At 59.1% G+C, this 12680-nt stretch carries 10 protein-coding genes and 1 pseudogene; 3 read left to right on the top strand and 8 right to left on the bottom strand.

The genetic code is table 11. The features are described from left to right. A pseudogene (locus tag APH41_RS05100) lies at positions 1-692 on the bottom strand (PCRF domain-containing protein); the annotation flags it as partial. Between the two features lie 531 nt (positions 693-1223). On the opposite strand from APH41_RS05100, the gene APH41_RS05090 reads away from it, so the two are divergent. Genes APH41_RS05090 through APH41_RS05085 form a run of 3 tightly spaced genes read left to right on the top strand, consistent with a single transcriptional unit; the run spans position 1224 to position 3741 of the window. Beyond that, positions 1224-3209, top strand: coding sequence for an S-type pyocin domain-containing protein (locus APH41_RS05090; protein WP_054917819.1), 1986 nt, complete (start codon positions 1224-1226; stop codon positions 3207-3209). Further along, the gene (locus APH41_RS29305; RefSeq protein ID WP_256220124.1) at positions 3122-3487 is read left to right on the top strand and encodes a hypothetical protein; all 366 of its coding nucleotides are present in this window, start codon (positions 3122-3124) and stop codon (positions 3485-3487) included. The genes APH41_RS05090 and APH41_RS29305 overlap by 88 nt, the downstream gene beginning before the upstream one ends. 2 nt (positions 3488-3489) lie before the next feature. Further along, positions 3490-3741, top strand: a complete 252-nt coding sequence (locus tag APH41_RS05085) for a bacteriocin immunity protein (RefSeq protein ID WP_054917816.1) — start codon at positions 3490-3492, stop codon at positions 3739-3741. A gap of 144 nt (positions 3742-3885) precedes the next feature. Here the strand turns inward: APH41_RS05085 and APH41_RS05080 are convergent, their stop codons facing one another. The 7 genes from APH41_RS05080 to APH41_RS05050 are packed head-to-tail and all read right to left on the bottom strand — an operon-like array spanning position 3886 to position 12311. Beyond that, entirely contained in the window at positions 3886-4887 is a 1002-nt protein-coding gene (locus APH41_RS05080) for a PleD family two-component system response regulator (RefSeq protein ID WP_054917814.1), read from the bottom strand. Between the two features lie 52 nt (positions 4888-4939). After that, positions 4940-5950 (bottom strand): chemotaxis response regulator protein-glutamate methylesterase, encoded by a 1011-nt coding sequence (locus tag APH41_RS05075; RefSeq protein WP_034126508.1) that lies wholly within the window; start codon positions 5948-5950, stop codon positions 4940-4942. Then, a complete protein-coding gene (locus tag APH41_RS05070) occupies positions 5947-8223 on the bottom strand; it encodes a hybrid sensor histidine kinase/response regulator (RefSeq protein WP_054917813.1) in 2277 nt (758 codons plus the stop codon). The genes APH41_RS05075 and APH41_RS05070 overlap by 4 nt, the downstream gene beginning before the upstream one ends. Next, entirely contained in the window at positions 8220-8921 is a 702-nt protein-coding gene (locus APH41_RS05065) for a chemotaxis protein CheW (RefSeq protein WP_054917812.1), read from the bottom strand. Before APH41_RS05065 ends, APH41_RS05070 begins: the two co-directional genes overlap by 4 nt. Beyond that, positions 8918-10180, bottom strand: a complete 1263-nt coding sequence (locus APH41_RS05060; RefSeq protein ID WP_054917811.1) for a protein-glutamate O-methyltransferase CheR — start codon at positions 10178-10180, stop codon at positions 8918-8920. The genes APH41_RS05065 and APH41_RS05060 overlap by 4 nt, the downstream gene beginning before the upstream one ends. Continuing rightward, a complete protein-coding gene (locus APH41_RS05055) occupies positions 10177-10689 on the bottom strand; it encodes a chemotaxis protein CheW (protein WP_034126504.1) in 513 nt (170 codons plus the stop codon). The genes APH41_RS05060 and APH41_RS05055 overlap by 4 nt, the downstream gene beginning before the upstream one ends. Beyond that, positions 10689-12311 (bottom strand): methyl-accepting chemotaxis protein, encoded by a 1623-nt coding sequence (locus APH41_RS05050; RefSeq protein ID WP_014717193.1) that lies wholly within the window; start codon positions 12309-12311, stop codon positions 10689-10691. The genes APH41_RS05055 and APH41_RS05050 overlap by 1 nt, the downstream gene beginning before the upstream one ends. Between the last annotated feature and the right edge of the window lie 369 nt (positions 12312-12680).

Below are 12680 nucleotides of genomic sequence, written 5' to 3'. Positions count from 1 at the left end.
TTTCCACTTTGTCGTCGATCTCTGGCGAGACGAACACCGCAGAGAATGAGGTGTGGCGACGGTTGCCGGAGTCGAACGGGCTCTTGCGCACCAGGCGGTGCACGCCGATCTCGGTGCGCAGCCAGCCAAAGGCGTATTCGCCCTTGATGTGTACGGTCGCACCCTTGATACCGGCCACTTCACCGGCGGACAGTTCCATGATGGTCGCGTCGAAACCGCGCTTGTCGGCCCAGCGCAGGTACATGCGCAGCAGGATGTTGGCCCAGTCCTGGGCTTCGGTGCCACCGGAACCGGCCTGGATATCCAGGTAGGCGTTGTTCGGGTCCATTTCGTGGCTGAACATGCGGCGGAATTCAAGCTTGGCGAGGTTTTCCTCGAGACGGGCCAGCTCGGCGACAACATCGCCCACTGCGCCTTCGTCGTTTTCTTCGACGGCCATGTCCAGCAGGTCGCGGCAATCACCCAGGCCGGTGTTCAGTTCGTCGAGGGTATCGACAATCTGTGCCAGCGCAGCGCGCTCGCGCCCCAGTTCCTGGGCGTATTCAGGTTTGTTCCAGACACTCGGATCTTCAAGCTCGCGATTGACCTCGGTCAGACGCTCATGCTTTTGATCGTAGTCAAAGATACCCCCGAATAGTTTCGGAGCGCTCGGACAGGTCCTTGATGGTGTTAAGGATCGGGTTGATTTCCATGGCGGGCAGCACTCGTTGGCGAACTTTTGAAAGCCGGCGAGTATAACGGCAAACGGCTGGAAACGGCAGCCCGCTTGGTCGATTCTGCCAAGACAGCGCTTCCCTCTCGTCACGCTTGCTTCGGTGACGGATACGCGACCATCAGAGCATTTCCTATAGATTGACGATGCCGCGCGTTAGAAAACCCGACCTACTACTCGCTAAAACCAGACCGTTCATCTGTTTATACAAATAATTTGAAAATCCAAATCAGAGCCTGCCTAAAAGACCACAAACCAACCCACTCCAATAAAAACAAACAATTAGGTTTCTAGCCAAATCATCCCAAGACTCAAGTGATAAACATACAAGAATATAAATACATCAGTTTCAGAACCGTCTTACACAGTCTCCTACACGCATAAAATCAAATCAAAACGCCATCAGTTTTTTCTTTCTTCCCTCTCAAATAAGTTTGATCAAAGCGCCTGAGTTTTTTTCTTCAGGACGCACAAACTCTAACGATCACTCTCATAAAAATGGAGAGGCCCTATGGCACAACAAGGGTGGCAGCCAGGACAACCTTTAGAACTCAAGCCGACGATAATTACCGCAGGGAGACGAAACACTTATTGGGGTGGTGAAGGCGGAGGCTACGTAGGAAGTGGAGATGGCTGGGGCCTTCAAGAAGGGCCACGTCGGGGTGAAGGAGACCGTAGCCGCTTCAAGCAGTTTGACTTCCCTAGCACCACCGCCGATTTCATTGGAGAGCAAAAGTACAATCAATCCTTGATTGACGCGGAGTACAGCGCACGGTTCGCAACCCTCACTACTGACACTGAACGCGAACTCGCAGAGAAACAGCAAGCCGCGAAAGCTTCACAGGCACTCACAGAGACAGCCTCAGCCATTCTCGATCAAAAAATCGCATTTGAAATCATCGACGCGAAAAAATCCAAATACGCCAGTACTGCGCCACTCATCTATGGGCTCTATGATCAAAGCCCTTTTTACCTGATGGAAAACTTAACTTATACAAAGCTACGTGAAACGCTTGCCTCTTCTGACCCGATAAAAAATCTGGGCGATGCCTACACACTTTACGACAACGTCTGGAGGGCCGCACAAGAACTCAAGGCTCTCTCGCTCTCCATAGACATTCTGACTAAAAAACTTTCAGGGTTGGCAAAGGCCCGGCAAACGCTGGAGGCCAATTTAGCCGAACAGGATCCTGGCTGGGCAAATTTACACAATGAGTATCTGAAGGTCATTGCAGATGAGTTGGAAATTCAAGTGCAGTTGCTGCCGGAATATTTGCAGGTGGAACTCGCCTCTCTTGCCGGTTCGGTCGTTGGATTGACACCCGGCCAGACCCTCATGCTTTACAAAAACACGCTGGACAAAATGATCGAAGAAACGATGGCAGCGATCAAACCTATTGACCCACCGTTAGCCATAAACCGGAACGGGTTGATGATTTACTATCCCGCAGCCAACCCACGGGTTACACCGCCACTGAGCAAACCCGAGCTTGAGGGACTCAAACAGCTTATTTATCTACAGCAGAATACCGCTCTTGGGGTGAGATGGCTCAGCCATCATGATTTTGTGCTGAAGTCAGAGTCCGCGCGGTTTCTTGCCAACGCCTCCAATGCAATCAGCGACCTCGCAGAACGTGCGCAGCAGGTAGCAACGGCCCAAGCGCGTATTGAAGCGGTACGAGTAGCCAATACCTATCGACTGTCGGGCACTGCTTCTGCGACTCAAGCGATAGTCATGACCTCAGTCGGGACTATCGCTACAGCAGAAGGGATTACCATCACGCTGCAAGCTGCCATTCGGTCAGCAGTGGCCGCATTGACGGAGTTGGTCGCAAGCACGGCAGGCGGCTTACTTGTCGGTGTTTCAGCTCTGGTCTATTCACCCAAGCTTGCAAACGGAGAACTGGCGGAGCGTTACGCACTCGGTACCCCGGTTTCAACGTTTTTGCCAGACGTCAACGAGTCAACGCTCACCACCGCACTCAATGGCACAATCGACCTGCCAGTGCGAATGAGTTCAAAGACGGCGGAGGATGGACGCTCCGAAGTGTTTGTGGTCATTGCCGACGGTACAAGCGTGCCTTCCAAGGTCAAGGTGGTTGCCGCGACCTACGATCCAGCGCGGAAGGTGTACACCGTCACGACAAGTGACGTCCCACCCAGGACGTTGGTCTGGACACCTATCGTTGCCCCCGGGGATAGCTCAACAACTCTGCCCGTTGACCAGCCTGAACCGCCCGTTTACGTTGGAGCTACGGTGACGCCGGTTGCTGGCAGAGTTGATTCGTTTCCAGGAGTCCGTGAGTCACGTTTTGATGACTTTATAACCGTATTCCCTATAGATTCCGGGTTGCCTCCTATCTATGTGATGTTCAGGGATGGCGGGAGGATCCGGGAGTTGCTACCGGGATGGGCCAACCTGTGTTTGGCAACTGGCTTGGAGCAGCGACCACAGACGACGGCGCACCCATTCCATCGCAAATCGCTGATCAGTTGAGAGGCCAGCAGTTTAAAAATTTCAAGGCATTTCGTGAGGCTTTCTGGAAAGCAGTGTCTACAGATTCAGAGTTGGCTCAGCATTTTGCACCTAGTGAGTTAGCCACCATGAAAAATGGACGTTCGCCGATTGTTAAAAAAAGTGAAGCAGTGGGTAAACGGATACGGTTTGAGCTTCATCATAAAAAATATGTGTCTACTGACGGTGAAGTATACGGCATCGACAATATCGTGATTCTAACGCCAAAAAAGCATATCGACATTCACAGAGGCTCCTAAAAATGGGCACATTAATTAGCGAGATGACGGAGCGTGAGTTTTTAAACTTGGTTGTAAAAATCTATAACGACGACTACGCCACAGAAAAAGAGCACACCGATGCAATTTTAAAATTTGAAGCGTTAACGGAACACCCTTCTGGTTCAGATCTAATATTTTATCCGGAGCCTGAAAAAGATGGACCTGAATTTGTAGTAAAAGAAGTTAAAGAGTGGCGATCCGCCAACGACAAAACTGGTTTTAAAGCAGATTAATCACAAGCGCCATTATCAACACAGCACTGACAATGGCGCTTTATTCTTCAGCCTCTTAACCATAGTGATTTCATACTCAGCCTCGAAGATCCAATGTGGGAGAGATTCGCGCCCTCTCCACTTGGCTTTGCGCTGGTCTCGAATTTATTCGATGCCCACCTGATTACGCCCATTGTTCTTGGCCGTGTACAACCCCTTGTCCGCCGCCATGATCAGCTGCCGGCAGTCCGTACCCTGGACAGGCGTCAACGTCGACAGCCCGATACTGATGGTCAGGCTGGCACCTTCAGCCGGGGCGATGTGCGGGATTTTCAACGCCGACACCGCCATGCGCAGTTTTTCCGCGACCAGGCGTGCGCCGCCCGGCGAGGTGTTGGGCAGGACCAGTGCGAACTCTTCGCCACCGTAGCGCGCCGGCAAGTCCGAAGGGCGGCTGCTAGCATCGCGAATGGTGGCGGCGACTTTGCGCAAGGCTTCGTCGCCCTCGACATGGCCGAAGCTGTCGTTGTAGGTCTTGAAGAAATCCACATCGATCATCAGCAACGAGAGTTGGGTCTGGTCGCGCATGGCGCGGCGCCATTCCAGCTCCAGGTATTCGTCGAAGTGGCGGCGGTTGGACAGCCCGGTCAGGCCGTCGGAGTTCATCAGGCGTTGCAGCACCAGGTTGGTGTCCAGCAACTGTTGCTGGCTGACCCGCAACGCGCGGTAGGCCGCGTCGCGCTGCAACAGCGTCATGTAGGAGCGCGAGTGATAGCGGATGCGCGCCACCAATTCGATGTTGTCCGGCAGCTTGACCAGATAATCGTTGGCCCCGGCCGCAAAGGCCGCGCTTTTGATCAGTGGGTCCTCTTTGGTGGACAGCACGATGATCGGGATATTCGCGGTGGCCGGGTGATTGCGGTACTCACGCACCAGGGTCAGGCCGTCCAGGCCCGGCATCACCAGGTCTTGCAGGATCACCGTGGGCTTGATGCGGATCGCCTGGGCAATCGCCTGGTGCGGGTCGGCGCAAAAGTGGAAGTCGATGTTCTCTTCATGGGCCAGGCCACGCCGCACGGCTTCACCGATCATGGCCTGGTCGTCGACCAGCAGCACCATGGCGGCGTTTTCGTCGGTCTTGAAGTCGTCGAGCTGTAAATCATTCATGTGCAATCACCTGAATTACTACCTGCAAGCCAGCACGGCGGGAGATTTTTGTTCATTTTGCAAAGACCTCCAGCAATCGGGGCGCAATTCTATCCAGTGGGCGAATTTCAACAGCAGCATCAATCGCCGCCGCCGCTTTGGGCATGCCATACACCGCCGAGCTCTGTTGGTCCTGGGCGATGGTCAAATATCCTTGTTCACGCATCAGCTTGAGGCCCTGGGCGCCGTCGCGCCCCATGCCGGTGAGCAAGACGCCAACGGCGTCACCGTTCCAGTAACTGGCGACGCTTTCGAAAAACACGTCGATGGAGGGCCGGTAAATCTCGTTCACCGGCTCTGCGGTATAGGCTAGCGTGCCATTTTTCAACAAGCGAATATGGTGGTTGGTTCCGGCCAGCAATACCACGCCGGGTTGAGGCGGCTCGCCCTCACAGGCTAGGCGCACCGGCAGGCCGGAAGCGCTGCTCAGCCACTCGGCCATGCCGGCGGCGAAGACCTGGTCCACATGCTGTACCAGCACGATGGCGGCGGGAAAATCCCGGGGCAAACCCTTGAGCAGAACTTCCAGTGCCGCCGGCCCACCAGCCGAAGAACCAATGGCCACCAGCCGTTGACGCTTGCCGGTGACCCGCTGCGGCGGGGTTTCGGCACGCACCCGCGTGCCGCGCTGGCCGATCAGCCAACCAATATTGAGGATCTTGCGCAGCAGGGGCGCGGCCGCATCCTTGGGGTTGCCAACGCCCAGTGCCGGGGTGTCCACCACATCCAGGGCGCCGTGGCCCATGGCTTCGAATACGCGGCTGACGTTGGCCTGGCGGTCGACAGTGACGATCACAATCGGGCAAGGCGTGTCGGCCATGATCTGCCGGGTGGCCTCCACCCCATCCATCACCGGCATGATCAGGTCCATCAGGATCAGGTCCGGGGTCAGCTCGGCGCAACGCTGTACCGCTTCCAGGCCATTGCTGGCCACCCATACCACCTCGTGGGCGGGCTCGTAACTCAGGGCGCGGCGCAAGGCCTCCACCGCCAGGGGCATGTCATTGACGATCGCAATCCTCATGCCCGGGCGCCTCCAATCAGTTCAACCACGGCGTCGAGCAAGGCGTCGTCATGGAAACTGGCTTTGGCTAGATAATAGTCGGCCCCGGCGTCGAGGCCACGGCGGCGGTCTTCTTCACGATCCTTGTAGGAAACCACCATCACCGGCAACGATTGCAGGCGACTGTCACGGCGCAAAAGTGTGACCAATTCAATACCGTCCATGCGAGGCATATCAATATCAGTGATAAGCAGGTCGAAGTCCTCGGAGCGCAATGCGTTCCAGCCATCCATGCCATCGACCGCAACAGCGACTTCATAACCACGATTGAGTAATAATTTGCGTTGCAGCTCGCGCACCGTCAGTGAGTCGTCCACCACCAGCACACGCTTGCGCGGCGCTTCGGTGGCCTGCTGGCTGCGCCGGGCAATGCGCTCCAGGCGACCGGTGTTGAGCAATTTATCCACCGAACGCAGCATGTCTTCGACATCGACGATCAACACCACCGAGCCGTCATCGAGCAAGGCCCCGGCGGAAATGTCCTGGACTTTGCCCAGGCGATCATCCAGCGGCAACACCACCAGGGTGCGCTCGCCGATAAAACGCTCCACGGCAATCCCGTACACGGCATCGCGCTCGCGGATCACCACCACCTTCAAGGTATCTGACGGGCTCTGCCCCGGCGGGCGCTGCAGCAACTGGCTGGCGGCAACCAGGCCGACGTGCCGGCCCTCATGCCAGAAGTGCTGGCGGCCTTCCAACTGCACGATGTCGTCGGACGCCAGGTCGCACATGCGTTCGATATGCGCCAGGGGAAAGGCATAGGCTTCTTCGCCGACTTCCACCACCAGGCTGCGCACCACCGACAGGGTCAACGGCACCTCAAGATGGAAGCGGCTGCCCTGCCCCGCCGTCTGCTCCAGCACCACCGCGCCGCGCAGTTGACGAACCATATGTTGCACCGCGTCCAGGCCGACCCCGCGCCCGGACACTTCGGTGACTTTGTCGCGCAGGCTGAACCCTGGCAAGAAGAGGAACGTGAGCAGTTCCTCTTCACTCAGACGCAGGGCCGTTTCAACCGGCGACAGATGGCGGTCGACGATGGTGCCGCGCAGGCGCTCGAGGTCGACACCGTTGCCGTCATCGCTCAATTCCAGCACCAACAACCCGGCCTGATGGGACGCACGCAGGCGAATCAAGCCTTCCGCCGGCTTGCCCGCCAGCACGCGTTGCTCAGGGGTTTCGATGCCGTGATCGACCGCATTGCGTAATAGATGGGTGAGCGGCGCTTCGAGTTTTTCCAGCACATCCCGGTCGACCTGGGTCTTTTCGCCCTCAATCTCCAGGCGCACTTGCTTGCCCAGGCTGCGACCTAAGTCACGCACCATGCGCACCTGCCCGGCCAGCACATCGGCAAACGGTCGCATGCGGCAGGCCAATGCGGTGTCGTAGAGCACCTGGGCGCGCTGGCCGGCCTGCCAGCCGAACTCATCCAGCTCGGCGTTTTTTTCCGCCAGCAGGGCCTGGGCTTCACTCAGCAGGCGACGGGTATCGGCCAGGGCCTCCTGGGCTTCCAGGTTCAGATCCAGCGACTTGAGCTGGCCGTCCAGGGCATCCAGCGCGCGCAAGCTGTTACTTTGAATGCGCTTGAGGCGTTGCAGGCTGGCCAGGTACGGCTTGAGCCGCTGGGTTTCCACCAGGGATTTGCTGGACAAGTCCAACAGACTGTTCAAGCGCTCAGCCGTCACCCGCAGCACGCGCTCGCCGCCTTCGGTCATGCGTTTGTTCTGGCGCGGCGCTTCACTGCTGACCGGCGCGGGCTCCAGCTCGGGCTCCAGCAGCAATGCGTCAACCCGCGGCGCGGGGATGGGCTCGGGATTTGGCACGGGCGTGGCAATCGGCTGCGAGGGATCAAGCAAGCGCTCCATCAGCGCTACGTACGCCTCGATATCCGCCGGCCCCACGTCATTGCCCGGCGTGGCGATTCGCATCAGCAGGTCGGTGCCTTGCAGCAACGCGTCGATATGTTTAGGTTGCAGGTACAAGCGGCCTTCCTGGGCACTCACCAGGCAATCTTCCATGACGTGGGCCACGCTGACGCCGGCATCCACACCGACAATCCGCGCCGCCCCTTTAAGTGAATGCGCGGCGCGCATGCAGGCTTCGAGCTGGTCGGCCTGGGTCGGGTTGCGTTCCAGCGCCAGCAGGCCCGCGCTCAACACTTGGGTCTGCGCATCAGCCTCCAGGCTGAACAGTTCCAACAGCGAGGCATCGCGCATCTGGTCGGGGGTCATGCGAGGCTCCGGGTCACGGCGGACAACAATTGCGCTTCGTCCAGCCAACGCAGGCTGCGGCCTTTCCACTGCAACACGCCTTGGGTGTAGCGTGCGCTGGCCTGGGTGCCGGACACCGATGCGGCCTTCAAGGTGCGCTCATCGATGGCATGGATGCCGTCTACTTCATCCACCGGCACCACGACCGGGCCGTCCTGGGCAGCGATGATCAGCATGCGCGGCATGATCCGCCCGCCGCTGGCGCCGGCACTGGTGCTGTCCAGGCCCAACAGTTCCACCAGTGACAGGCACGCCACCAGCGCCCCGCGTACGTTGGCCACGCCCAGCAGCGCTCGGGAACGCTGGTGCGGCAGCGAGTGGATCGGCTGCAACGGCGCCACTTCCACCAGGCAACGGATGGCGATACCGAGCCATTCTTCGCCGAGGCGGAACATCAACAGCGAACGGGTGACCACCTCGTTATCCGCTTCGGCAGTTGCCTGCGCATGATGGTCGTCCTGTTGCAGTGCGTAGCGGTCGAGCAGGCGTGTGGCGGCGGCGGAATACACCGAGCAATTGCGGCAGTGGATATGCTCGGCCAACAACGGGCAGGACTTGTCGCCATGAATACCGATGCGGTTCCAACAGTCGTCAATGGCTTGGGTATCGGTCAGCGTCAGGTCCAGGCCTGCGGTGTCGAGCGCGTCAGGGCTACTCATCGTTTGGACTCACTGTCAGCTCGCTCGCTACGGGCGGCGCGTGCCTGAAGACGGCGCGCGCCGGCACTGTCACCCTGGGACTCGAGCAACGCGGCCAGGTGCATCAGGGCCTGGGGATGCTGCGGTTCCAGATACAGGGCTTTTCGGTAATACCCTTGGGCCTCCAGGGCACTGCCAGCCACATCGCTGAGCAGCCCCAACCAGTAAAACACCTGGGCGGCCGGCGGGTGACTGCTCAAATACCGTTCGCAGGCCGCTCGGGCCTCGGCACTTTTGCCCTCGTTGGCCAGGGTTGCGATCTGGCTGAGCAAATCCCCGGCATCGGTAGTCACCACTTTGACCGGTGGCACGTTGGGGCTGACGGTGCTGAACGGCCGCGGCTTGAGCGGTATCGGCGCCGCCCTGCGCTGCGGTAGCGGCGCGGGCGTCGGTTTGACCACAGGTGCAACCGGCGGGGCCGGTTCTACATGCCGACTGAAGGCAAAGGACTGCGGCACACCGATGGAGCGCATGCCGTGACGCCCCAGCAGGCTGCCCTCGGCCGGGCCGATAAACAGCACACCGTCTACGTGAGTCAATGCCTTGAGCACATCAAAGACCTGTTTCTGGGTCGGCTGGTCGAAGTAGATCAGCAAGTTGCGGCAGAACACAAAATCGTAGGTTGGCTCATTCGCCAGCAGTGCCGGGTCCAGCAAGTTGCCGACTTGCAGGCGCACTTGTTCGCGCACCCGGTCGGCGATGCGGTAATTACCTGCGTCTTCAGTGAAGTGGCGGTCACGAAACTCAAGGTCGGCGCCGCGAAACGAGTTCTTGCCGTACACGCCCCGCCGCGCGCGCTCCACCGACAGCGGGCTGACATCCATGCCCTGCACTTTGAACTGGTGGGGCGCCAACCCCGCATCGAGCAAGGCCATGGCAATCGAATAGGGTTCTTCGCCGGTCGAACACGGCAGGCTGAGAATACGCAGGGCGCGCATCTGGTTGATCTCGGCCAAGCGTGCCTGGGCCAGGCGAGCCAGGGTTGCAAAGGATTCGGGATAGCGGAAAAACCAGGTCTCGGGGACGATCACCGCTTCGATCAGCGCCTGCTGCTCGTCATGGGAGGTTTGCAGGTGTTGCCAGTAAGCCTCCGCCGACTGCGACTGGGACGACTGGCAGCGCTGGCGCACCGCGCGTTCGATAATCGCCTCGCCCACCGAAGCGACGTCCAGGCCGATGCGTTCTTTCAAAAACGCGAAAAACCGCGGGTCATTGCTCATAGGCTCAACTCGGCGGAAAACAGCAAGGCGCGCACTGGCGCGGTCAACAGATCCGCAACGCCAATCCACTGCATCAAGCCCTGGGCATCTTCACGCACCGGCCCCAGGTACGGCGCCTGCCGGTTGTCCAGGCCATAGGGCTGGAATTCGGCGGGGTCGCAACGCAGGGTGTCGGTGGCCTGTTCCAAAATCAGCCCCAGCCAACGCGCCTCACTCCAGGGCTGCGGCTGGTAATTGACCAGCACCAGGCGCGTGCTGGTACGCGCCTGGGCCGAAGTGCCGAACGTCAGGGCGCTCAAGTCGATGACCGGCACCAGCACCCCACGATGGGCGAAGATACCCGCCACCCACAAGGGCGCTTGGGCGATAGGTTTGAGCGCCAGGCGCGGCAGCACCTCGGCCACTTCCGTAGCCTTGAGGGCAAAGCGTTCGTTGCCGATGCGAAACACCAGAAACAACGCCTTTTTCGCTGCCGGGACGGCACCGCGTTTAGCCGCGAGTTCGCTCATCAGACTTTGAAACGCGAGACGCCGCTGCGCAGACCGACCGCAACCTGGCTCAGTTCATCAATGGCAAAGCTGGCCTGGCGCAGGGATTCGACGGTCTGGCTGCTGGCATCGCCCAATTGCACCAGCGCGTGGTTGATCTGCTCGGCACCGGTGGCCTGGGCCTGCATGCCTTCGTTGACCATCAGCACCCGCGGCGCCAGGGCCTGTACCTGATGGATGATCTGCGACAGTTGCTCGCCCACTTGCTGCACCTCAGACATGCCGCGGCGCACCTCCTCGGAGAATTTGTCCATGCCCATCACCCCTGCCGACACCGCCGACTGGATCTCACGCACCATCTGCTCAATGTCGTAGGTCGCCACAGCGGTCTGGTCGGCCAGGCGGCGCACTTCGGTGGCAACCACGGCAAAGCCGCGCCCGTACTCACCGGCTTTCTCAGCCTCGATCGCAGCATTGAGGGACAACAGGTTGGTCTGGTCGGCCACCTTGACGATGGTGACTACCACCTGGTTGATGTTGCCGGCCTTCTCATTGAGGATCGCCAGCTTGGCGTTGACCAGGTCGGCGGCGCCCATCACCGAGTGCATGGTTTCTTCCATGCGGGCCAGGCCCTGCTGGCCAGAACCGGCAGCCACCGAGGCCTGGTCGGCGGCGGTAGACACCTCGGTCATGGTGCGGACCAAGTCCTTGGACGTGGCGGCAATTTCGCGGGAAGTGGCGCCGATTTCTGTGGTCGTGGCCGCTGTTTCGGTAGCGGTCGCCTGTTGCTGCTTGGAGGTCGCGGCAATTTCGGTGACCGAGGTAGTGACCTGTACCGATGAACGCTGCGCCTGGGACACCAGAGCAGTCAGCTCGGTCATCATGTCGTTGAAGCCGGTTTCAACCGCGTTGAATTCATCCTTGCGCTCCAGATTCAGGCGCTTGCTCAGGTCGCCGGTGCGCATGACTTCGAGGATTTGAACGATGCGCTGCATCGGCGCCATGATCGCGCGCATCAGCAACAGGCCACACAGCGCGGCGGCGAGAATCGCCAGCAACAGCGAGACGCCCATGCTGATCTTCGCGGCCGCTACCGCATCATCGATGGCGGCGGTGGCGTTGTCGGCGACCTGCTTGTTTTCGTTGATAATGTCATTGAGCTTCATGCGGCCTGCGGTCCAGGCGGGGGTCAGTTGCTCGTTGAACAACCTCAGTGCTTCGGCGGCGTTATTGCTCTGATGGGCCGCCAAGACCTGGGCGAGAATCTGGTTGTAGCTCTGGTGCAGTTTTTCGAAGGCATCGAATTCGGTGCGATCCTGGGTGATATTGATCGTCCCTGCGTAGCTGGCCATATGTTGCTCAAGCCGAGCCTCGAAAGACTTGTAGTCCTGTTTGTCGGTTTCGGAAATGCCCTGGTTCTCGTGGATCCCGACCAACTCCTGGGTCTGCAGGTAGCTGTCGACCCAGGCGCTGCGAATCATGGAGCTGAAAAACACCCCGGGCACTGCATCGTCCCGCACTGAGTTTTCGCTGATTTCGATTTTCAGCAGGCGCGAATACGAGACCACGACCATCAGCAGCATGATCGCGATAATTACCGCAAAGCTCGCCAAAATCCTTTGGCGCAGGGTCCAATTCTTCACAGTAATTCCTCGAGGGCCGTTCAAATGGAGGGGAGTATAGCTGAGCGGCTGCGCGCTTTTATCAAGGCTTTTGATGTGCAGTGCACAGAATGCAGATGTGCTCGCGTTGGCCACAGCTATCTACACAATTTTGGTACGGCACTGGACCTGTGGCGAGGAAGCTTGCTCCCGTGACGGCCTGACAGCCGACGCCTACCCACCTGCCCCCCCCACGATCTGAATGTGGGAGCTGGCTTGCCTGCGATGGCGGCCTGACAGTCAACACAGCTGGATTGTGTACATATCCATTCCTGCGGCAATGGCCGCTTAGGGTTCCGCCCTGACGGCGGCTCACTTTTGAAAAGCGCAAAAGTAAGCAAAACGCTCTTG

This window comes from Pseudomonas sp. NBRC 111138, from assembly GCF_001320835.1.
Lineage (GTDB): Bacteria > Pseudomonadota > Gammaproteobacteria > Pseudomonadales > Pseudomonadaceae > Aquipseudomonas > Aquipseudomonas paracarnis.
This window is presented reverse-complemented; position numbering and strand designations above follow the sequence as displayed.

What these genes read in the sequence shown, in the direction of transcription:
- APH41_RS29305 (WP_256220124.1), top strand. Translation starts at nt 3,122, where the DNA reads ATGGGCCAACCTGTGTTTGGCAACTGGCTTGGAGCAGCGACCACAGAC.
- APH41_RS05065 (WP_054917812.1), bottom strand. Translation starts at nt 8,921, where the DNA reads ATGAGTAGCCCTGACGCGCTCGACACCGCAGGCCTGGACCTGACGCTG.
- APH41_RS05060 (WP_054917811.1), bottom strand. Translation starts at nt 10,180, where the DNA reads ATGAGCAATGACCCGCGGTTTTTCGCGTTTTTGAAAGAACGCATCGGC.
- APH41_RS05075 (WP_034126508.1), bottom strand. Translation starts at nt 5,950, where the DNA reads ATGAGGATTGCGATCGTCAATGACATGCCCCTGGCGGTGGAGGCCTTG.
- APH41_RS05085 (WP_054917816.1), top strand. Translation starts at nt 3,490, where the DNA reads ATGGGCACATTAATTAGCGAGATGACGGAGCGTGAGTTTTTAAACTTG.
- APH41_RS05080 (WP_054917814.1), bottom strand. Translation starts at nt 4,887, where the DNA reads ATGAATGATTTACAGCTCGACGACTTCAAGACCGACGAAAACGCCGCC.
- APH41_RS05070 (WP_054917813.1), bottom strand. Translation starts at nt 8,223, where the DNA reads ATGACCCCCGACCAGATGCGCGATGCCTCGCTGTTGGAACTGTTCAGC.
- APH41_RS05090 (WP_054917819.1), top strand. Translation starts at nt 1,224, where the DNA reads ATGGCACAACAAGGGTGGCAGCCAGGACAACCTTTAGAACTCAAGCCG.
- APH41_RS05055 (WP_034126504.1), bottom strand. Translation starts at nt 10,689, where the DNA reads ATGAGCGAACTCGCGGCTAAACGCGGTGCCGTCCCGGCAGCGAAAAAG.